This is a genomic window from Georgenia sp. Z2081, assembly GCF_055326445.1.
Genome location: NZ_JBUZNK010000001.1, coordinates 112,619 through 133,805 on the forward strand (window position 1 = coordinate 112,619; position 21,187 = coordinate 133,805).

The 21,187-nt window shown below is 73.1% G+C and carries 13 protein-coding genes; 4 read left to right on the forward strand and 9 right to left on the reverse strand.

All coding sequences use genetic code 11. The features are described from left to right. Positions 1 to 1,430: 1,430 nt before the first annotated feature. Both ACZLKG_RS00575 and ACZLKG_RS00580 read left to right on the forward strand, forming a co-directional pair. On the forward strand, positions 1,431 to 2,426 hold the full coding sequence (locus ACZLKG_RS00575) for a ParA family protein (RefSeq protein ID WP_463647538.1): 996 nt from the start codon (positions 1,431 to 1,433) through the stop codon (positions 2,424 to 2,426). Positions 2,427 to 2,429: 3 nt separating this feature from the next. Further along, positions 2,430 to 3,695, forward strand: coding sequence for a ParB/RepB/Spo0J family partition protein (locus tag ACZLKG_RS00580; RefSeq protein WP_463647539.1), 1,266 nt, complete (start codon positions 2,430 to 2,432; stop codon positions 3,693 to 3,695). A gap of 29 nt (positions 3,696 to 3,724) precedes the next feature. Here ACZLKG_RS00580 and ACZLKG_RS00585 read toward each other — a convergent pair whose 3' ends face one another. The 8 genes from ACZLKG_RS00585 to ACZLKG_RS00620 all read right to left on the reverse strand — a co-directional run bounded on the left by ACZLKG_RS00585 (position 3,725) and on the right by ACZLKG_RS00620 (position 15,956). Then, on the reverse strand, positions 3,725 to 4,723 hold the full coding sequence (locus ACZLKG_RS00585; protein ID WP_463647540.1) for a D-alanine--D-alanine ligase family protein: 999 nt from the start codon (positions 4,721 to 4,723) through the stop codon (positions 3,725 to 3,727). An 80-nt stretch (positions 4,724 to 4,803) separates the two neighbouring features. Next, a complete protein-coding gene (locus tag ACZLKG_RS00590) occupies positions 4,804 to 6,171 on the reverse strand; it encodes an aminotransferase-like domain-containing protein (RefSeq protein ID WP_463647541.1) in 1,368 nt (455 codons plus the stop codon). Positions 6,172 to 6,259: 88 nt separating this feature from the next. Beyond that, positions 6,260 to 6,589, reverse strand: a complete 330-nt coding sequence (locus ACZLKG_RS00595) for a thioredoxin family protein (protein WP_463647542.1) — start codon at positions 6,587 to 6,589, stop codon at positions 6,260 to 6,262. Positions 6,590 to 6,593: 4 nt separating this feature from the next. After that, complete coding sequence (gene trxB, locus ACZLKG_RS00600; RefSeq protein ID WP_463647543.1) at positions 6,594 to 7,643, reverse strand: thioredoxin-disulfide reductase; 1,050 nt, start codon at positions 7,641 to 7,643, stop codon at positions 6,594 to 6,596. 89 nt (positions 7,644 to 7,732) lie between these two features. Continuing rightward, a complete protein-coding gene (locus ACZLKG_RS00605) occupies positions 7,733 to 10,339 on the reverse strand; it encodes a hypothetical protein (RefSeq protein ID WP_463647544.1) in 2,607 nt (868 codons plus the stop codon). A 207-nt stretch (positions 10,340 to 10,546) separates the two neighbouring features. Then, entirely contained in the window at positions 10,547 to 12,958 is a 2,412-nt protein-coding gene (gene murJ, locus ACZLKG_RS00610; RefSeq protein WP_463647545.1) for a murein biosynthesis integral membrane protein MurJ, read from the reverse strand. Then, complete coding sequence (locus ACZLKG_RS00615; RefSeq protein WP_463647546.1) at positions 12,955 to 15,453, reverse strand: DUF6049 family protein; 2,499 nt, start codon at positions 15,451 to 15,453, stop codon at positions 12,955 to 12,957. Before ACZLKG_RS00615 ends, murJ begins: the two co-directional genes overlap by 4 nt. Next, positions 15,450 to 15,956 (reverse strand): NUDIX hydrolase, encoded by a 507-nt coding sequence (locus tag ACZLKG_RS00620; RefSeq protein ID WP_463648062.1) that lies wholly within the window; start codon positions 15,954 to 15,956, stop codon positions 15,450 to 15,452. Before ACZLKG_RS00620 ends, ACZLKG_RS00615 begins: the two co-directional genes overlap by 4 nt. A 159-nt stretch (positions 15,957 to 16,115) precedes the next feature. Between ACZLKG_RS00620 and ACZLKG_RS00625 the strand changes: the two genes are divergently transcribed. Then, positions 16,116 to 17,531 (forward strand): CCA tRNA nucleotidyltransferase, encoded by a 1,416-nt coding sequence (locus ACZLKG_RS00625; protein ID WP_463648063.1) that lies wholly within the window; start codon positions 16,116 to 16,118, stop codon positions 17,529 to 17,531. 91 nt (positions 17,532 to 17,622) lie between these two features. On the opposite strand, the gene ACZLKG_RS00630 is transcribed toward ACZLKG_RS00625, so the two are convergent. Then, a complete protein-coding gene (locus tag ACZLKG_RS00630) occupies positions 17,623 to 18,696 on the reverse strand; it encodes an inositol-3-phosphate synthase (RefSeq protein ID WP_463647547.1) in 1,074 nt (357 codons plus the stop codon). A 171-nt stretch (positions 18,697 to 18,867) separates the two neighbouring features. On the opposite strand from ACZLKG_RS00630, the gene ACZLKG_RS00635 reads away from it, so the two are divergent. Further along, positions 18,868 to 21,129 (forward strand): transglycosylase domain-containing protein, encoded by a 2,262-nt coding sequence (locus tag ACZLKG_RS00635; protein ID WP_463647548.1) that lies wholly within the window; start codon positions 18,868 to 18,870, stop codon positions 21,127 to 21,129. Positions 21,130 to 21,187: the final 58 nt, after the last annotated feature.

Here is a 21,187-nt window from a genome sequence, read left to right on the forward strand (position 1 = left end):
GCCATCCCGTAGATCCCCCGTGGTCGAGGCCGGTGGCCGGGCGCGGTGGCTGGTCGTTGGTGGCCGGTGGGCCTGAAGAGCGGCGATGGACGGCGGCCGGTCGCGTGGGCTGCCGTTCGGGCGTCGGCTCCTGGACGCCAGCGCCTGGACGGCACGTTGCCGGGTATCCGGCGGCTTCGGGCTTCGCCTGGACCGACAGTTCTGGGCCGCTGTGCCCGTCGAGTCGTCGGCGCTACTCGAGCTCGGTGCAGATGATGATCATCGCGGAACGGCCGCGGGGTTGAGGGGCAGGATCGTTGGGGCGTGAGAAGGCCTCCGCGATGGGATCGCTCGAGGTGGTGACTTCCCTGCAACTACCTGCACCAGTCGCTCGCATTGGCGTCGTTGAGCCTGCGGTCCGTTGTTTCACGTGGAACCTCTGAGTGCCGGATGTCCCTGTGAAGGTGTCGGTCTGGGAAGCGTTCCAGCGCGGTGATGCATGTGGCGCCTACCGGGTGTTGCTTCCGTTGGCTGTCCTCTTGGCCATCCATGGAGGCGCAGGGATAGATCACGTCCGATCCCCGCTGGTGCCGAGAGTGTCAGGTGGATGGAAGCTGAGCGTGCACGGGCGCTTCGAGAAGGACCTGCGTTTCACGTGGAACCGTGTACTCGTCGAGGTGTCATGTGCGTGACGGCCCGGAGTGCGTTCGCGTTCCCGTGGCCATAGCGGACTGAGGAGCTTCCGACACCACGCTGCACGGGCCCGCATACATGAAGCGGTGACGACGCCGAGCACGTTTCACGTGCAACCGACAACAGCCGCGCATGCGGGAGTCCAACATTCGTGAGGACCAAGACGTGCAGAGTCCGTCTCATGCAGGTGCGGCGACAGTGTGAACGGCACATCGCTTCCCGTGAGCAATACAGGCGGACGTGTCACGGGCTCGCACCCGAGGTTCCACGTGAAACAACATGGCCGCACCGACCGCGGACATACCCCATGAGCAACGACGGCCGGCCCACGGTGATTCTGACATCGCCCGCCCCAGCCCAACGCGCACAAGGAGGGAGCTGTGCCGTTGCGCGCGCTCCGCGGAGCAAGCGGACGGCTAGGAAAGCGCAACGGATCGTGCGACGAGCGAAAAGTGCTCTGTCAGGTGTGAGGTGGGTGCCCATATAGGTGTTGAACCACGCGGCCCGAGTCCCAGCGGCGGTGCCACTACTGCCATCGACATCTCCGTCCCGGCCTACAACGCGTGCGGGAAGGCGGGAAACGCCGCATGTCACAGAACATCTCGTTCCACGTGAAACCTGGAGAGCGACGAGCTGGCGGGACAGGTCGGTCGGCCAGCGTTGAACACCTGCCAGGAGCGCGCGGACGGGGACCCGCACCGGTCATGCTCGGCTTAGACTCGCTCCGACGTATTTCCCACGAGCTGGAGACCCGACGCATGGGCGATCGCACGACAGACAAGGCCGCCGAGGTCGCTGACCACAGTTCCGCGGTGCCGGAGGACGATCAGGACGACGCGCTGTCCCACACGGCGTTCGACGACGACGAGACGACGCCGCTCGCTCAGGAACTGGCAGAGCAAGCCGCGCGCCGCCGGAGACTGTTCGGCAAAGACATGCCCAAGCCCACACAAATGCGGACTATAACCGTCGCTAATCAGAAGGGCGGAGTCGGGAAGACCACAAGCGCCGTCAACCTCGCCGCAGCGCTGTCCGAGGGGGGGCTGCGAGTACTTCTGGTGGACAACGACCCGCAGGGCAACGCCTCCACGGCGCTCGGCGCGGAACATGCACCGGGTACACAGTCGTTGTACGACGTCCTCATGGGGGATCTGACGATCGCGGACGTCGTCGTTCCTGCCGAGCTGTTGCCGGGTGTGGAGTTGGTGCCGTCGACCATCGACCTCTCGGGGGCGGAGATCGAGCTGGTCTCCGAGGAGAACCGCGAGAGGCGATTGGCGGACGCCTTGGCGGAGTATGTTCGTCACCGCGAAACTGCAGGTCAGGAGCCCGTTGACTACATTTTGGTCGACTGCCCACCGAGCCTCGGCCTGCTGACGATCAACGCGTTCGTCGCGGCTCGGGAGGTCCTCATCCCCATCCAGTGCGAGTACTACGCGCTGGAGGGCCTCACCCAGCTCGTGCGCAGCATCGGTCTGATCACCGAGCACCTCAACCCCGAGCTCGTGGTCTCGACGATCCTGCTGACGATGTACGACAAGCGCACGAACCTCTCGCGCGAGGTGGCGCACGAGGTGCGTACCCACTTCCCGGACCAGGTCCTGAAGACGGCGGTGCCACGGTCCGTGCGGATCTCTGAGGCTCCGAGCTTCGGCCAGACGATCATCACGTACGACCCGACGTCGTCGGGGGCGCTCACCTACCGTGAGGCCGCGCTCGAGATCGCTGTGCGTGGCGCAGCACCGAAGGAGTAGGACATGGCGGAGAAGCGGCGTGGTCTTGGTCGGGGGATCGGTGCGTTGATCCCGAGCGGACCACCGGCAGGTGCCCGGAGTGCTCGTCCGGCGGATATCTTCTTCGACCGTTCATCTCACGAGTCCGATCGAACGAAGACGCAGGTCACGACCTCGCCTGAGAGTGAAGTGGACGGTTCGGCACCTGTTGCGGAAGCCGGTGCGGTTGAGCAGGCACAGGGTGGAAGCACCAGACCTGCCGGTGCGGTACAGGGGGACGCCGCGTCCGATGCGACCTCGACCACGGCCGGCGTCGACAGCGCGGGAGCTTCAACCGTGACGCCCGAAGCCGAGGGACACGAAGGTTCGTGGAACCAGGCGCCCACCACCGGTGACGAGGATCCTCCCGCGGAGGTGCCGGCCGCCCACGACGGTGGACTTCGCCCGGTGCCCGGCGCGACCTACGCCGAGGTTCCCGTCGCCTCGATCGTCCCCAACTCGCGGCAGCCACGGCAGGTGTTCGACGAGGAGGACCTCGACGAGCTGTCGGCCTCCATCCGCGAGCTCGGGGTCCTGCAGCCGGTCGTCGTCCGGCCGATCCCCGAGTCCGACCCTCGGCGCAGCGACACCGTCCGGTACGAGCTGGTCATGGGAGAGCGCCGGCTCCGGGCCTCGATCCAGGCGGACCTCACGGAGATCCCGGCCGTCGTCCGGTCCACGGACGACACGGACCTTCTGCGTGACGCGCTCCTGGAGAACCTGCACCGCGCACAGCTCAATCCGCTCGAGGAGGCGGCCGCCTACCAGCAGCTGCTCGACGACTTCGGCGGCACCCACGACGAGCTCGCACGCCGCATCGCGCGCTCTCGTCCTCAGATCTCCAACACGCTGCGGCTGCTCAAGCTCCCGGCGCTGGTGCAGCGCCGTGTGGCGGCGGGCGTGCTGTCCGCCGGGCACGCGCGGGCCCTGCTCGGCCTCGAGGACGGCGCGGCGATGGAGCGCCTCGCCCAGCGGATCGTCGCCGAGGGCCTGTCGGTGCGCGCGACCGAGGAGGCCGTGACCATGGGGGAGGGCGCGGCCCGTCCCGAGCTGCGTCGCCGGCGTGCGCCCTCCGCGCACTCCGAGCAGCTCGACAGGCTGGCCGACCGGCTGTCGGACCGGTTCGACACGCGGGTCAAGGTGGTGATGGGGCAGCGCAAGGGGCGCATCACGGTGGACTTCGCCTCCGTGGAGGACCTCGACCGCATCCTCACGAGTCTCGTGCCGGGCGAGCAGATCAACGCGGACTGACGCGCTGCCCCCTGCCCACCGGGGCGGTACTACGCCTCCGGCCCGCGTTCGACGGCGCGGCGGGCGAGGGCGAGGTAGAGCTCCTCGGGGGTGGTCGGCCCCTGCGCCGCCGCCTGCGGGAACAGGGACGTCTCGGTGAGCCCGGGGGCCACGTTGATGTCGATGACCCAGGGGCGGCCGTCGCCGTCGACGATCATGTCGACCCGCGACAGGTCGCGCAGCCCCAGGGCCGTGTGCACGGTGGTGGCGGTGCGGGCGACCTCGGCCGCGACGTCGGCGGAGAGCCGCGCGGGGGTGAAGAACTCGGCACGTCCCGGGTTGTACCGGGCGTCGAAGTCGTACGGCCCGTCGGAGGTGGCGATCTCCACCGGCGGGAGCGCGACGGGCCCGTCCCCGAGGTCGACGACCGAGACGGCGACCTCCGTCCCGTCCACGGCGCGCTCGATGAGCGCCTCCGGTCCGTAGGCGAAGCAGGCCACCATCGCGCCCGGGAGCTGGGCGCGATCCTCCACGAGGGTGACACCCAGGGCGGAGCCGCCGTCGACGGGCTTGACGACGAGCGGCAGGCCGAGCCGGTGGACCACGTCGTCGAGGACGCGGCGGGGGCCCACCTCGCGGAAGAGGGACTGGGGGAGCGCGACGTAGGACGGCGTGGCGACGCCGGCGGCGCCGACGACGGCCTTGGACACGGGCTTGTCCGAGGCGAGGCGCGCTCCGGCCGAGGTGGAGCCGACGAACGGCAGGCCGAGCAGCACGAGCAGGTCCTGCAGGGAGCCGTCCTCACCCTCGGCGCCGTGGACCACCGGCCACACGACGTCGGGTTCGAGCCGGCCGAGCCGGTCGATGAGCGAGGCGTCGAGGTCGAGGATCTCGACCGTGGCCCCGGCCGAGCGCAGCGCCCCGCCCACGCGACGCCCGGAACGGATCGAGACGTCGCGCTCGTGGGTGAGGCCTCCGCTCACCACGGCGACGGTGAGGTCCTCCCTGCCGGAGGTGCGGGGCGAGTCTCCGGCGGCCGCGTCGTCCATCTGCTGCTCCTCGTCGTCATGTGGTCACTGGGACCGGCATCGGTGTCGGGTGGTGGGTGCCCGGGCTGGCCCGGACCTGGTCAGCTGGCGTCGGGGCCGGGCACGTCGACCGTGCCCGTGCCGCCGGCAGGGATGTCGTTCGCCGTGCCGAACATCTCGACGAGCTCCGCCTCCGCGCGGACGACCTCCGCCAGTCGGCGCACCCCCTCGCGGATGCGGTCCGGCGTCGGGAAGCAGTAGGACAGTCGGACGTGGTCCTGGCCGGTGCCGTCCGCGAAGAAGGCCGTGCCGGAGGTGTAGGCGACCCGGTTGGTCACCGCCCGCGGCAGCATCGCCTTGGCGTCGAGCCCGGGCGGCAGCGTGAGCCACGTGTAGAAGCCGCCCGTCGGGACCGTCCAGGACAGGTGGGGAAGGTGCTCGCTCAGGGCGCCGAGCATCGCGTCCCGACGCTCGCGGTACATCTCGCGGAACGACTTCACCTGCCCGTACCAGTCGAACTCCTGGAGGTAGCGGGTGACGATCATCTCGTTGATGACCGACGGCGAGAGGATCGCGGACTCCGCGGCCAGCACGAGCTTCTCCCGCACGGCGAGCGGCGCGTACGCCCAGCCGACCCGCAGGCCGGGAGCGAAGGTCTTCGAGAAGGAGCCCAGGTGGACGACGGCGTCCTCGTCGTAGGACTTCAGCGCCGGCAGCGGGTCGGAGTCGAAGCCGAGCAGCCCGTACGGGTCGTCCTCCATGATGAGCACCCCGTACCTGCGGGCGATCTCGACGATGCGGGGGCGCCGCTCGAGGGACAGAGTGACGCCGGCGGGGTTGTGGAAGTTCGGCACCGTGTACAGCAGCTTGACGGTGCGGCCGGCCCGGGCGAGCTCGCCGAGGATGCGCTCGAGCTCCTCGGGGATCAGGCCGTGGTCGTCCATCGGGACGTGCACGACGTCGGCCTGGTAGCTCCGGAAGACCCCGAGGGCGCCGACGTAGCTGGGCGCCTCGGCGACGATGACGTCGCCCGGGTCGATGAAGATGCCGGTGACGAGGTCGAGCGCCTGCTGGGAGCCGGTCGTCACCACCACGTCGTCCGGGTGCGCGTGCATCGCGGAGTAGCGCATGACCTCGACGATCTGCTCGCGCAGCTCCTCCTCGCCCTGGCCGCCGCCGTACTGCAGGGCACGCGTACCGGCCTCGGCCACCATCGACCCGATCATGTCGCCGAGCCGCCCCAGGGGCAGGTCCGCGATGTTGGGCATGCCGCCGGCGAGGGAGACGACCTCCGGACGGTTCGCGACGGCGAACAGCGACCGGACCTCCGAGGCACGCAGGTGGTGGGCGCGTCCCGCGTAGTTCTTCAGCCACGGGTCGAGCCGGGTGCCGGCGGCCGCGGCAGCGGGGGCGGCCGCGCGCGGCTCCTGCTGCTCGACCTGGCCGTCCTGGCTGTCCGTGGTGCTCATCGCCTGCTCCTCGTGGCTCGGTGCGCTGGTGCGCGGAGAGGCCAGTCTGCCACCGCGCACCCGCCGCCCCGGGAGGAGCCGGGCGTGGTCAGCCGGGTATCGAGCCCAGCGCCTCGTCGATCGCGGCGAGCAGGCGCGGCTTGGTCTGGGCGCCGACGAGGACGCCCGCGCCCTCCTCGCCGATCCGCAGGTGGTAGGTCGGGATCGTACGCACGCCCCAGCGCTCGGCGATGCCCGGATGCTCGGCGGTGTCGACCGACACCACCGTGACGTCGGGGCGCATGCCGGCGACCTCCTCGAGGACGGGTGCCATCAGACGGCACGGGCCGCACCACTCGGCCCAGAAGTCGACGACGACGAGCCCGCCGGAGCCGAGGACCTCCTCGAGGCCCTCGGCGTCGACGGGCGTGACGTGCACGGTCTCAGCCGGTGACGGGCGTGGGCGACCCGACCGCCTGCGCGGCCGGCTCCGCGTCCGTGACGACGGCCGCCTCGACCTCGGGTGCGCCCGGAGACACGGTGCCGTGGGCGAGGTCCGCGAGGTACCGCTCGGCGTCCAGGGCGGCCGAGCAGCCGGTGCCTGCGGCCGTGATCGCCTGGCGGTAGACGTGGTCGACGGCGTCGCCGCAGGCGAAGACGCCCGGCAGGTTGGTGGCGGTCGTCGGGTGCTCGACGACGATGTAGCCGTCCTTGTCGAGCTCGACCTGCCCGGCGACGACGCCGGTGCGCGGCAGGTGGCCGATCGCGACGAACATGCCGGTCACCGGCAGCTCGCGCTCCTCGCCGCTCGCGGTGTCGCGCAGCGTGAGGGACTCCAGGCGCTGCTCGCCGTTGATGGCGGCCACCTCCGAGCTCCAGGCCATCTGGATCTTCGGGTCGGCGAGCACGCGGTCGGCCATGACCTTCGAGGCCCGCAGCTCGTCGCGGCGGTGGATCATCGTCACCTTGTCGGCGAACTTGGTGAGGAACAGGGCCTCGGTCGCGGCCGAGTCGCCGCCGCCGACCACGGCGATGTGCTGCTGCTTGAAGAAGAAGCCGTCGCAGGTGGCGCAGTAGGACACCCCTCGGCCCGACATCTCGTCCTCCTTGTCGAGACCGATGTGCTTGTACGCACTGCCGAGCGCGAGGATCACCGACCGCGCCCGGTAGGTCGCGTCGTCGGTGGTGAGGACCTTGATGTCGCCGGTGAGGTCGGCGGAGACGACGTCCTCGTAGAGGACCTCGGCGCCGAACCGCTCGGCCTGCGCCTGCATCTTCTCCATGAGGTCGGGACCCATGACGCCCTCGGGGAACCCGGGGAAGTTCTCGACCTCGGTGGTCGTCATCAGCGCACCGCCGGCGTCGATCTGCCCGGCGATGACGAGGGGGCTGAGGTCGGCGCGCGCGGCGTAGATCGCGGCCGTCCAGCCGGCGGGGCCGGAGCCCACCACCACGACGTCGTGGATCTTCTCGGCGGCGGTGGTGTCGGTCATGGACTCTCCTGGGACGTATTCGGTGGGTGCTGCCGGGTGAACAGCGGGCCGCGGCGGGTTGTTCCGGGCCACCTCGGCGGTGTGCCCTGCTACTGGACGGTGATCTCGGCGATCTCCGCCCGGTTGGCGCCGTCGGTGCCCGCGGTCGGCAGCTCGGTGATCCAGACGATGAGGTGGGCGGTCGTGACCGGCGAGTCCCACGTGAACGTGGTCTCCCCGGCCTCGAGGGGGCCCTCGGCGAGCAGCTCGCCCTCGCCGGGCGTGGCCGGGTCGGAGATGCGGATCTCCACGTTGCCGCCCTCGCCGTCGGCGAAGGTGTCGATCGTCAGTCCGCCGACGGTACTGATCTCCTCGAGCCAGACGAGCAGCCCGGTGCCGGACTTCACGCCGAAGTCGGGCGACTGGTAGGACAGCGAGCGCCAGTAGGTGTCGACGTCGCCGTCGGCGGCCAGCTCGGCGGTGTCGGCGTTGTCCGTCCCGCCGCCCTCGGGGTCGACGAGCTCGGTGCGCGAGAGCACGGGGGCCGGCAGGTCGGAGGCCTGAGCGGTCGGCTCGTCCGTCGCACTCTCCTCGACCGGGTCGGGCGTCACCACGGGTGGATCCTCGCTGGGCAGCTCGACGGCCGTGGTCGGCGTGAGGAGCGTGCGGACGGCCAGCCAGGCGCCGATCACGACGACGAGGAGGAACAGGACGACGACCCACGGCATCGGGTCGATCGTGTGGCGGCTCACCTCGCGCCCGGGGACGCGGTCGTCCATGAGCGAGCGGTCGTCCTGACCGTCCAGGCTGCCGGTGGGGCGGTAGCCCACGGGCGGCGCCTGCCCCGAGCGCTGGTCGGCACCCGCGGCCGACGACCGGCCTCGGGCGTCGGTCGGCACGCGGCGGACGGGCTCGTCGATCGCGGGGTGCGAACCCGGTCCGGTGGTGCCGTAGGGGACGTCGAGCGGTTGCTCGCCGGCCTCCTCCTCGGTCAGGCGCCCGGGGTTCGACAGCCGTTCCTGGATCGAGCTGCGTGCGCGTCCGACCGACCGTCCGATCGACGACGACGCGCCCCCGATTCCCGCTGCCGCCGCCGCAGCCGCGGCGGAGGCCCTCGAGCCGATCGACGAGGCACGTCCCCCGGTGGCTCCGCCGGTGCCTGCCGCGGCACCGTCGGGTGCGCCCGGACGACCGGGGCCGCCCGTGTGCTGACCGCGCGCTGCCGGGCCACCGGTGGAGGGGCCGGCCGCCGCTCCGAGGGACGAGCTGCCGGCGACGGCGGTGTCGCTGCCGGCGGCACGGCGAGCGCGACCGCGTCCGTCCGGGGCCGTCCCGGCACCGGCGCCCTCGTCGGACGTAGGGCCGTGGGGGTCCGGCACGGGGAGGTGCGCCACCGCCACGCGGGCATGACGTACGGGCGGGCGAGCGCCGCCGACCACGCGGCGCGTGACGGCGTCGAACCGGGCGGATGCCCTGGTGGGGACGATGCCCGCCAGCGGGTCGGCGTCGTTCGTACGCTCGGTCCGTGCGGCCCCGACCGTCGGACGCTCACCCGGGCCGGCCGCCGCGGTCGGGCTCGGCGCCGAGGTGCGTTCCGCCTCGGTGGGAGCATCGGTCTCCGTCTCGTCGCGCGCCGGTCGCGCGGCGCTGCTCGACCCCTCCGCGGCGCGCCCGGCCGTCCCGGAGCTGTCTCGACCGCGTTCCTGGTCGCCGGAGCCGGTGGTGCTCGACGACGCCGGGGCTCGCTCTGCCGAGACGGCGTCCCCGGTCCGGGCCTCGGCCCCGTAGGCACCGGCGGCGAGCGTCCCGGCCGCGGCTGCGCCCAGCCCTACCGCGCCGGCGGACGCGGCAGTGGCGGAGGACGTGCCGGACGCCACCGCCTCGGCGGTGCCGTCTGCGGGCGGGATCGACGGCGGTGGGATCTGACGACGAAGCCGCCCGCCGAGCGTCGACCGCGGGCGCGGCTCCGCGGTCTGGGCGGGACGTTCGTCGTCGACGGCGGAGATCTCCTCGGTGGAGTCGCTCGGCGCGGGAGGCGGAGGCGGGGGGGCGGAGTGTCCCCCTGCCGAGCGTCGGACCTGGCGCGGCGGCGGATCGATGTCGCCCCACGGGGCCAGGGTGTGGAACAGGTCGCCGGCGCTGGAGGGCCCCGCACCTTCGTCGAGCGTGCGTACGCAGAGGTCGTCGAGGTCGTGCGGGACGCGGTCGAGCAGCGCACCCGGCGCGGGCGGGGCCGAGCCGTCGTCGGTGGTCGCGGATCGGCCGGTCAGGGCGAGGTAGAGGAGCTCGACGAGGTCGCTCGCGTCCTTCCTGGACGCGCGGGCAGGGGTCAGGACGAGGTTCTCGCCGAGCGCGTTGGCCACGCCCGCCCCCGTGACGAGGACCTCGCCGTCGTCGGTGACGTGCACGGACCGCGCGTCGAGGGCGAGGTGCCGGACCCCGTGCCGTCGGGCGGCGTCGAGCGCAGCGGCCGCCTCCCCGACGATGGCGCGGGCCTGCTCGGGCGGGATCGGCCCGTGCCCGGCGTAGTCGGCGAGGGTGGTGCCGCGGGCCGGTTCGCCGACGACGTACGCGGTGCCCTCGTCCGTCGCGACCTCGTAGATGCTGCGCAGCCGGTCGTCCTCGACGAGGGACGCCCGTCGGGCGGCGTCGAGTGCCTCGTCCGTGCTGGGCTGCGCGGGGTCCAGCAGCAGGACCTCGACCTCGCGGTCGAGCACCGTGTCGTGAGCCGCGTACCGGGTGGCGCCCGCGGAGGCGGTCTCGAGGGCATGGCCCAGCGCGTAACGGCCCGCGAGGAGCGGGCCGGTTGCGGAGCCCCGGTGCGTGTCCAGGTGTCCCCCTCGGTCGTGGACGGCGGTGCAGCGGTACGGCGGTGCGTGGTCGTGCGCGAGTCTAGTTGCCCGGGGTGCGCCTCTCGGGTCGGCTCACCGGCGCGGTGGCTCCGCGTGGCCGTCGGCCGAGTCCGGCGTGCCGGACGGCGGCGGGGGAGGTGGCGGCGGCGTCCGACCCGCGACCTCCTCCCGACCCGGCCGTGCCTGGCGGGCGTGGCGCGGGGTGTGCGCGGGGTCCCGGTCGGCGCGCACGGGGCGCTGCGGACGCTGGGGGCGATCGGCGCGCTCGGTCACCGGCCGGACGGGGCGGACCACGGTCTGGTCGGGCGGGCCGTCGAGCCCGTCGAGGTGCGCGAGCGGGTCGAGCTCGGCCGCGGTGGGGGCGGGAGGTGCATGCCTGCCGGTCGGGCGTACGGCGTCCCGGCCCTCCGGCGGGCCAGCGGGGCGGGCACGGGACGTGCCGGGCGCGGTTCCGGCGTCGCTCGAGCCGCCGGAGGGAGGCGGCTGAGCCACCTCCGGACGGCTGCGGCGCCCGGGGTTCCAGACCGGCTCCCACGCGGACTCGATGTGCGGTGCCCACGGCAGGTCCCGCGAGGCGTCGACCGCCGCATCGGCCACGCGCTCGTCCTCGGCGGCCGGCCTGCCCCAGAGGGGACCCGCGCCGGCGTCGTCGGGGACCGGACCGGCGGGTCCCCCGCCCACGGGCCTGTCGTCGTCGGGACCGCCGTCGGGCCCGCCGCCGTCGGGCCCGTCACCAGGACCACCGTGCCGAGGACCGCCGTCCGGCGCGCCCGTCCGCAGGCCGGGATTGAGCACCGTGGCCAGCCACGTGAGGACCACGCGCAGCGGCCCGGGGAGCCTGCGCGCGAGAGACGCGACCATGGTGCCGAGCGGACGGGCCACCACCTCGAGCTCGCCGACACCCAGCGCGCGCAGGGCGACGAAGTACCCCACCACCATGAGGAGCCCGACGACCACGACGCGCAGGAGCGCACCGGGGACGTCGAGGTCGGACTCCTCCGTCCCGAGCAGTGTGAGCAGGCCCCAGCCGAGCAGGAGCGGGCCGGCGGCGGCCACCGACATCCGGACGTGCGAGCGCACCACGCGGCCCCCGTCGGTGCGGCCCAGCCGAGGCCGCAGGCCGAGGAAGGACAGCCCGGCGCCGAAGATGTTCGACACCGCCATCGCGACGCAGGCGCCGACGAGCACCCACCGCGGGGGCAGCAGGAGCGACGCGAACGCGCCGCCGACCACGATGACGGTGAGTGGGAGCTGGAGGAAGAACAGCCGCCGGGCGTCCTCGAACGCGTAGTACACCCGCTGGATGACGGTGAAGGCGCCGACCCCCACGAGGCCGAGCAGCATGGCGACGAGCACCAGAGCGATCGACTCCACCTCGACGAACGCGGCGGCCGGCGTGATGACGCGGACGATCGGCAGGGCGAGCACCATGAGCCCACCCGCGCAGAACAGGGTGAACAGCCCGACCACCCGCAGGCCGAGGGAGAGGTCGGCGCGCACGGCGTCGAGGTCCTGGTGCGCCGCGGAGGTGGACATGCGGGTGAACAGCGCGGTGATGAGCGAGACGACGATGAGCGAGGTCGGCAGCGAGTACAGGAAGTAGGCGTTGGTGTACGCGGCGTTGCCGGCCACGTCGATGGCGTAGTCGCCCGCCGCGGAGGCCGCGGCGGCCACGTTGGAGATCGCGAGCGTCGCGAGCTGACCCACCAGGAGGGCGGCGAAGACCCACATCGCCGTCGACGTCGCGGAGCCGAGCCCGCGGCCCCGGAACCCGAACTTCGGCCGCAACCTCACGCCGGCGCGGCGCAGCGGCCACATCAGGACGAGCGCCTGGGCCGCGACCCCGGCGGTGGCCACGCCCGCGAGCAGGATCGTGCGGTCCTGCGTCCACCCCTCGGCGCCGACCGCGGTGAGGTCGGCGACCGACCCGTGCAGCCCGAGGAACACGAGCAGGCCCGCGATGGCCACGACGTTGTTGAGCACCGGTGCCCACGTGTACGGGCCGAAGATGCCGCGCGCGTTGAGCACCTGCCCGAGCAGCGTGTACATCCCGTAGAAGAACAGCTGGGGGATGCACCAGTACGCGAACGCCACGGACAGCGAGTACCAGGGGTCCTCCATCCCGAAGGCGAACAGCCGCACGAGCAGCGGTGCGGCGAGCGTGAGCGCGACCGTCAGCCCGGCCAGGCCCAGCGTGATCGCCGTGAGCAGGCGGGAGACGTAGTCGTCGCCCCCGTCCTCGTCCTTGGTCATTGCCCGGACGATCTGGGGGACGAGGACCGCGTTGAGGACGCCGCCGGCGACGAGGAGGTAGATGAGGTTGGGGAGCCGGTTGGCCACGTCGAACGCGTTCGACGCCCCCGTGTTCGCGCCGAGCACCGCGACCAGGAGCACGGGCCCCTTGACCAGGCCGAGCACGCGGGAGACGAGGGTGCCGGCGAACATCGTCACCGAGGAACCGGCGAGCCCCCTCCTGCCGCTCATCGTTCGTCGTTCCTCTCGTCGTGGTCCTCGGAGGTGGCCCGGGGCGGGTCCTCCGTGCGGTGCGTATCGTCCCCGGCGCGAGGGCCATCGTCGACGACGGCGGGCTGCTCCCCCGTGACGTGGACGGTCGGCGCGCCGGGATCGCCGGCGATGACGGGCGTGGCGTCACCGGTCGGAACCCGGACCCCGCGCCGGATCCGGCGCACGAGCCCGACGACGACGAGCAGGGCGAGCACGACGCCGGCGATCGTCACGGCCGTGCCCTCCCAGCCCGCGCGGACGCGGACGACGATCGTGGCGGCCGAGCCGATCTGGTCGCCGTCGGGCGTCACCAGCCGGATCCGTACCGGCAGGTCGCCGGACCCGATGGCCGAGACGGGGACGAGCGCGGTCTCCTGCCCGCCGGCCGGGACGACGATCTCGACACCCTCGGGCGCCTCGAGCCTGGGATCGTCCGGATCGACGACGACGGTCACGCGCGCGTCGAAGTCGCCGTCGTTCGCCACCCGCACCGGCAGCTCTGCCGTCGAGGCGATGAGGTTGATCGGGGAGGTGGGGGTCGGCCGCACGGCGTGCGTGGCCGCGGACAGGGAGTCGTGCCAGCCCGTGACGAGTGCGTCCCGCCCGGCGGCGTCGTCTCGCCAGCCGGCGGAGACGGCGGTGCGCACGGCGAGCGCGGCGCCGGCCACCGCGGGGGGCGGCGTGTCGGTCATCGTGGCGACCGCGGCGGCGAGCTGCTCGGTCTCCTCGGCGCGCGCGAGCCCGGCGGCGTCGACCTCGCCCGGCGCGACGCTCCGGTCGGGCAGGGAGAGGGGGTCGTCCGACGTCGACGGGGTGTCCATGAGGTCGCCGAGGGAGATGAGATCGACCCAGGGTGCGTCGGCGAGTGCGCGGGAGACGTCGCCGACGACCGACGGTTCGACCGGTGAGGACCGGTCGTAGGTGAGCAGGAGCGGGCGCGGGTCGCTGGGGCGCTCGCGGAAGACGACGGCGAGGTCGGCGAGTAGCAGCTGGCGCGACTGCACCGCGGACAGCTCGACCGGCGACCCGGTCGACCACGGCATGAGGGTGCCCTCGAGCAGCGAGCTGGTCCTCTCCTCGGCGACCAGCGCGGGGGCGGTGAGGCCGCGCGAGCTCCCGAGCTCGACGTCGGCCCGGCCGGAGACGGTGTACGTGAGGTCGGCGGCGGGCGCGAGGACGGGTCCGGGCAGGACGGTGACGCTCGTCGAGCCGTCGTGCGCCAGCTCGACGGTGGGGGTGTCGACCTCCTCTCCGGCGGGCCAGGCGAGGGAGGGGACGATGTGCCCGGTGAGCACCCCGATGCGGTCGACCCCGTCGTTCGTGAGCCGCTGGGCGAGGTCCGTCCGCTCGAGGTGGGCGAGGGCGGCGAGGTCGGCGTCGCCGGCGGGCAGCGCGAGCAGCCGGTCGTCCTCGGCGAGCTCCGTGAGTGCCGTGCCGGACGGCGTCCCGGCACCGTCGAGGAGGACCGGGTCCAGCGCGAGGCTCGCCCCTGTGCCGGCGACGGCCTGGGCGAGGGCGAGCACCGCTGACGGCGCGTCCTCCTCGGAGGTGGCGTCCGGATCGGTGGACGTCGAGGCGTCGCTCGGCGCCTCCCCGGACGGCACCTCACCTGGCGCCGCCCGGTCGGACGGGCTCTCCGTGGCCGGCGGCCCGTCGGTGGGCGCCTCCGACCCGCCGCCTGTCGGCGCCTCGGAGGCCGGTGGCGCCTCGGAGCTCGTCGCCGCCGAATCGTCCGGTGCGCCGGCCGTATCGGGGCCGAGCCCGGGCACGAGCGCGGGGTCGTCGACGGAGCCGGCCGTCGCAGGGACGAGGAGGCCGACCGGCAACGGCTCGAGGGACTCGGCGGGCGCGCCCCACACCACGACGGAGCGCACCACCTCCTCGACCTCGCCGGCGTCGGTGAGGACGACCTCCAGGCCGCGCGGACCCCACTCGTCGCGGCCGGCGACCAGCCCGAGATCCTCGGCGGGGACCTCGAGCTCGACCGTCCTGCTCTCGCCCGCCGCCACGGTCCCGTCGAGCTCGACCTCCGTCCGGCTCGCGTACCCCGAGGGTCCCTCGCCGGACTGCCAGGCCGCGAGCACGGACCGGGAGAGGGGGATGGTGGGGTCGAGCGCCAGCGCGAGGGTGCCGTCCTCGACGTCGGTGGTCGGGGTGAGCGTGACGGTGACCGTGAGGTCGTCCTCGGGGTCGAGGACCGCCGGGGCCACGTCGTCCAGGGCGAGCGGCTCGGCCGGCTCCTCGGCGTCGACAGGGTTGGTGCGGGCGGTCGACGAGGGAGCGCTCGTGGTCGTGGTCGTGGTCGGGGCGGTCGCGGACGGCCGGTCACCGGCCGGGGGAGCGGTCGCGTCCGGCTGGGGTCCGTGCGCGGCCGGGACGCCACCTGCCGCGGGGGTCCCCGACAGGCACAGCGCCGCCAGGGCCGAGGTGAGAAGTGCCGCCGCGGCCCGCCCCCGCGTGGCTCTCGAGATCATGCCCGGCCGGCCAGCACGTCCCGGGCTGTGGCGACCACGCGCCGCTCGTTGGGGTAGGCCAGGCGTGCCGCGACCTTGTCCAGACGCACCCACGCCACCTGCTCCGCCTCCTGGTCGGGGTCGTTCTCGATGGTCAGGGTGCCGCCGGTGGCCTCGAGGAGGAAGTGGTGCACCACCTTGTGGACGCGCCGGTCGGTGCCGGCGAACCAGTAGTCGATGGTGCCCAGGTGGCGCAGGACGCGGCCGTCGATGCCGGTCTCCTCGGCGATCTCACGCACAGCGGCCTGCTCGGCGGTCTCGACGCCCTCGAGGTGGCCCTTCGGCAGGCACCACTCGAGGCGGCCGCCCCGGTTGCGGCGTGCGATGACGGCGACGTACGCGACGCCGTCGGCGACCTTGACGACGATGCCCCCGGCGGAGGTCTCGTCGACCACGGGCAGGCGCGAGGAGCGCGAGCCCGGGGTCCGCACCCGCAACGGGCGCGGGGCCCGTGGCTGGGGGATCGGGGCGGCAGGCATGCAGTCCACTGTAAGAGACTCCGTGCCGGACCGAAGGAGGGCGGGCCGAGCCGGCAGGACCGCTCGGGTCCGGAACGGCGGCCGTGGCACCCTTGGTCGGTGCCGGACGACCTGCCTGACGACCTCGCCCTGAAGGTGCGCGCCATGAAGGTGCTCGCCGACCTCCCGCGGCCCGTGCTCGACCTCGCCGCGGCGTTCGTCGACGCCGGCGAGGAGATCGCTCTCGTCGGCGGCCCCGTGCGGGACGCGTTCCTCGAGGTGCCGCCGAAGGACATCGACCTCGCCACCTCGGCGACGCCGGCGGTCTCCGAGCGCCTGCTGCGCGCCTGGGGCGCGCGCACGTGGGACATGGGACGCGAGTTCGGCACGATCGGCGGCGCGCGCGACGGCCTCGAGGTCGAGGTGACGACCTACCGCACCGACGAGTACGAGGTGGGGTCGCGCAAGCCCGTCGTCGCGTTCGGTGACTCCCTCGAGGGCGACCTGTCCCGCCGCGACTTCACGGTCAACGCCATGGCCGTGCGGCTGCCCGGGCTCGCGCTCGTCGACCCCCACGACGGCCTCGGCGACCTGGCCCGCGGCGTGCTGCGCACCCCGGTCACCGCGGAGCAGTCCTTCGACGACGACCCGCTGCGGATCATGCGGGCCGCACGGTTCGCCGCGCAGCTGGGGTTCGACGTCGTCGGCGACGTGCGCGAGGCGATGACGGCGATGGCCTCCCGGCTGGAGATCGTCTCGGCCGAGCGCGTGCGCGCCGAGCTCGAGCGCCTGCTGGTCGGCGCCCACCCGGGGGCCGGTCTCCGGCTGCTCGTCGACACGGGCGTGGCCGAGGTCGTGCTCCCCGAGCTGGCCCTGCTGCGCGAGACCGTCGACGAGCACGGGCGGCACAAGGACGTCTACGAGCACACGCTCACCGTTCTCGACCAGGCCGTCGACCTCGAGACCGGACCGGACGGCCCCGTGCCCGGACCGGACCTCGTGCTGCGGCTCGCGGCGGTGATGCACGACGTCGGCAAGCCGGCCACGCGGCGCTTCGAGCCCGGCGGCGGGGTCAGCTTCCACCACCACGAGCTCGTCGGGGCGAAGCTGACCTCGCGGCGGATGCGGGCGCTCACGTTCGACAAGCAGACGACGAAGGACGTCGCCCGCCTCGTCGAGCTGCACCTGCGGTTCCACGGGTACGGCGACGGCGCCTGGACGGACTCGGCCGTGCGCCGGTACGTCACCGACGCCGGTCCGATGCTCGAGCGGCTCCACCGCCTCACCCGGGCGGACTCCACGACCCGCAACCGGCGCAAGGCCGCGCGCCTGTCGGCGGCCTACGACGATCTCGAGAGACGCATCGAGGAGCTCGCCGAGGCCGAGGAGCTGGCGGCGATCCGCCCGGACCTCGACGGCTCGCGGATCATGGAGCTCCTCGGGATCTCACCGGGTCCGCTGGTGGGCCGGGCCTACCAGCACCTGCTCGCGCTGCGCATGGAGGAGGGGCCGCTCGGCGACGAGCGGGCCGAGGCCGAGCTGCTGGCCTGGTGGGCCGAGCAGCCCGAGTCCTCGGCCTGAGGGTTCGTCACGGCAGCGGGACGGCGTGGTCGCCGAACCGTTCGTCGACGATGGCCGGCACCAGCTGCGGGGCCGGGCGCGCGTCGCGCCCCTACCGCTCGATCTCGCCGCGGATGAACGCCTCGACGTCGGCCCGGGCGGCGGTGTCCTCGCGCTGCTCGGGCGGGGACTTCATGAGGTAGGCGCTCGCCGCGAGCAGCGGGCCGCCGACGCCGCGGTCCAGGCCCAGCTTCGCGAGGCGCACGGCGTCGATGACGATGCCCGCCGAGTTGGGGGAGTCCCACACCTCGAGCTTGTACTCCAGCGACATCGGGGCGTCGCCGAAGCCGCGGCCCTCGAGGCGCACGTAGGCCCACTTGCGGTCGTCCAGCCACGCCACGTGGTCCGACGGTCCGATATGGATGTCGCGGGCCGGCAGGTGACCCGCGATGTTCGACGTCACCGCCTGGGTCTTGGACACCCGCTTGGACTCGAGCCGCTCGCGCTCGAGCATGTTGCGGAAGTCCATGTTCCCGCCCACGTTGAGCTGGAACGTGCGGTCGAGCCGGACGCCCCGCTCCTCGAGGAGCCGGGCCAGCACGCGGTGCGTGATCGTGGCACCCACCTGGGACTTCACGTCGTCACCGACGATCGGCAGACCCGCGTCGACGAACCGCTGCGCCCAGTCGGGGTCCGAGGCGAGGAACACCGGCAGGGCGTTGACGACCGCGCAGCCCGCGTCGAGGGCGGCCTGCGCGTAGTGGCGGGCCGCCTCCTCGGAGCCCACCGGCAGGTAGCAGACCAGGACCTCGGCACCGCTCTCGCGCAGGGCGGCCGCCACGTCGACCGGGGTGGCGTCGGACTCCTTGATCGTCTCCCGGTAGTACCGGCCCAGGCCGTCGAGCGTGGGTCCGCGCAGCACCTCCACGCCCGTGGGTGGGACGTCGGCGAGTCGGATCGTGTTGTTCTCGGAGGCGCCGATCGCCTCGGCGAGGTCGGCACCGACCTTGCGGGAGTCGACGTCGAACGCGGCGACGATCTCGACGTCGCGCACGTGGATCCCGCCGAGCTCGACGTGCATGAGGCCGGGCACGGTGTCCCGGGGGTCGGCGTCCGCGTAGTACCGCACGCCCTGGATGAGGGAGGAGGCGCAGTTGCCCACCCCGACGACTGCTACCCGCACCACGTCTCGACTCCTCCGTCGCTTGTCTCCGACCGCCACCGTAACCGGCGCGGGCAGCGGCACCGCGCCTCTTTCCGCCCGGCGCCGGGCGTGTGATCGGGCACAGCCGCGAGCGGCGCTGCGAGCCGGAGCTCCATACTGTGGAGCTCACGTCGCGACGAAAGGTTGACGCGGATGGCCAAGGACTCCACGGGCACCGGGACCACCGACCCCGGGACGAAGGGGCGCGTGCCTCTCTGGCGACGCCTGCTGTTCTGGATGGTCGGCCTGTTCGTCGCCGGCGTGGCCGGCGCCGCGGGCCTGTTCGTCGCCGCGTACGCCTCGATCGACGTGCCGGCACCCGACGACTTCGCCCTCGCGGAGGGCACCACCGTCTACTTCGCGGACGGCGAGACGGTGATGGGCCGGTTCGCCGAGTACGACAGGAGCTCGATCTCGCTCGACGACGTCCCGGACCACGTGAGCCAGGCCGTCATCGCCTCCGAGGACCGGCGGTTCTACGAGAACCCCGGGGTCGACTGGCGCGGCATCGCCCGTGCCCTGTGGAACAACGTCCAGGGCGAGGCCCGTCAGGGCGGCTCCTCGCTCACGCAGCAGTACGTCGAGCGGTACTACACCGGCACCACGACCTCCTACGTGGGCAAGTTCCGGGAGACGATCCTCGCGCTGCGGATCGACCAGGAGCAGTCGAAGGACGAGATCCTCGAGAACTACATGAACACCATCTACTTCGGTCGCGGCACGTACGGCGTGCAGGAGGCCTCGATGGCGTACTTCGGGCACGGTGCGTCGGAGATGACGCTCTCGGAGTCGGCGCTGCTCGCAGGCATCATCCCCAGCCCGTCGGCGTGGGACCCGGGGGTGGATCCCGAGCGCGCCGAGCAGCGCTTCGAGCGCGTCCTGGACCTCATGCTCGAGGACGGGTGGATCACGGCGGAGGAGCGCGCGGACGCAGAGTTCCCGGAGGTGATCGAGCCCGAGGAGAACGAGACCTACGCCGGGCCGAACGGCTACCTCCTCGCGATGGTCCGCGACGAGCTCGTGGCCCAGGGCGATCTCACGCTCGAGGAGATCGACACCGGCGGGTACGACATCGTCACGACCATCGACCAGCGCAGCCAGCAGGCCGCGGTCGACGCCGTGGGCAACCTGCCCGAGGACCGTCCCGAGAACAACAACGTGGGTCTGGTGTCGGTGCGGCCGGAGTCGGGCGCGATCGTCGCGCTGTACGGCGGCCCGGACTACGTCACCGACGCCCGGAACAATGCCACGCAGGACCGGGCGCAGGCCGGCTCGACGGCGAAACCCTTCACCCTGGTGGCCGCCATCGAGGACGGCGTCTCCCTGGAGGAGCGGTTCCCGTCCTACACGCCGATGGAGATCGAGGGCTACGACGTCCCGGTCAACAACTACGACCAGCACAACCGCGGCCCCATCACGCTGCGGGAGGCGACCGCCCAGTCGGTCAACACCACCTACGCGCTCGTCAACCAGCAGGTCGGGCCGGAGTCCATGGTGGACGTCGCGACCAGGGCCGGGTGGTCCGAGGAGACGCCGGGACTGGTGGCGAGCGCGTCCAACGTCCTCGGGCCGGCCTCCCCGACGGTGCTCGACAGCGCGCAGGCGTACAACACGTTCGCCGCCCGCGGCGTGCGGCACGAGCCGTACATCGTCGAGGAGGTGCTCGACCGGGACGACAACCGGATCTACACCGGCGGCGACGAGGGCGTGCGCGCCTTCGAGGAGGCCGTCGTCGACGAGGCCACCTACGCGATGGAGGCCGTCCTCGAGCCCGGCGGTACCGGAGCCACGGCGGGCGAGATCGGCCGCCCGGCGGCGGGCAAGACCGGCTCGTCCAACGCCTACCGCTCGGCCTGGTTCGCCGGGTGGGTGCCGCAGCTGACGACCGTGGTGAGCATGTACCAGGTCGGCGAGGACGGCACCGAGGAAGAGCTCACCGGGTTCGGCGGCGTCGACCTCGTCGCGGGCGGCACCTTCCCCGCGCAGGTCTGGCGCGACTACATGCAGGTGGCGACGGAGGGCATGCCCGTCGTCGAGCTGCCCGAGCGCCCGGACCCCGAGGACCTGCCCGGGGCCCCGGACCGGCAGACCCAGGTCCCGACCCAGGCGCCGGTGCCCACGGAGGAGCCGACGACCGAGGAGGAGACGACCGAGGAGGAGACGACCGAGGAGGAGACGACCGAGGAGGAGACGACCGAGGAGGAGACGACCGAGGAGGAGACGACCGAGGAGGAGACCACCGAGGAGGAGACCACCGAGGACCCGACGACGCCGGAACCCACCGAGGACCCGACGACCGAGGCGCCGCCGTCGACGCCACCGCCCGGCCAGGGTGGCCAGGGCGGCGGGAACGGCGGCCCCGGTCAGGGCGGGGCCGGCAACGGTCGTGGCCCCGGCCAGGCCGGCGGAGGCTGATCCCGCTCGGCTCCCCGCGGGTGGTGACGCGTCCCGCGCGTCGTGACGCGCGCGCCCG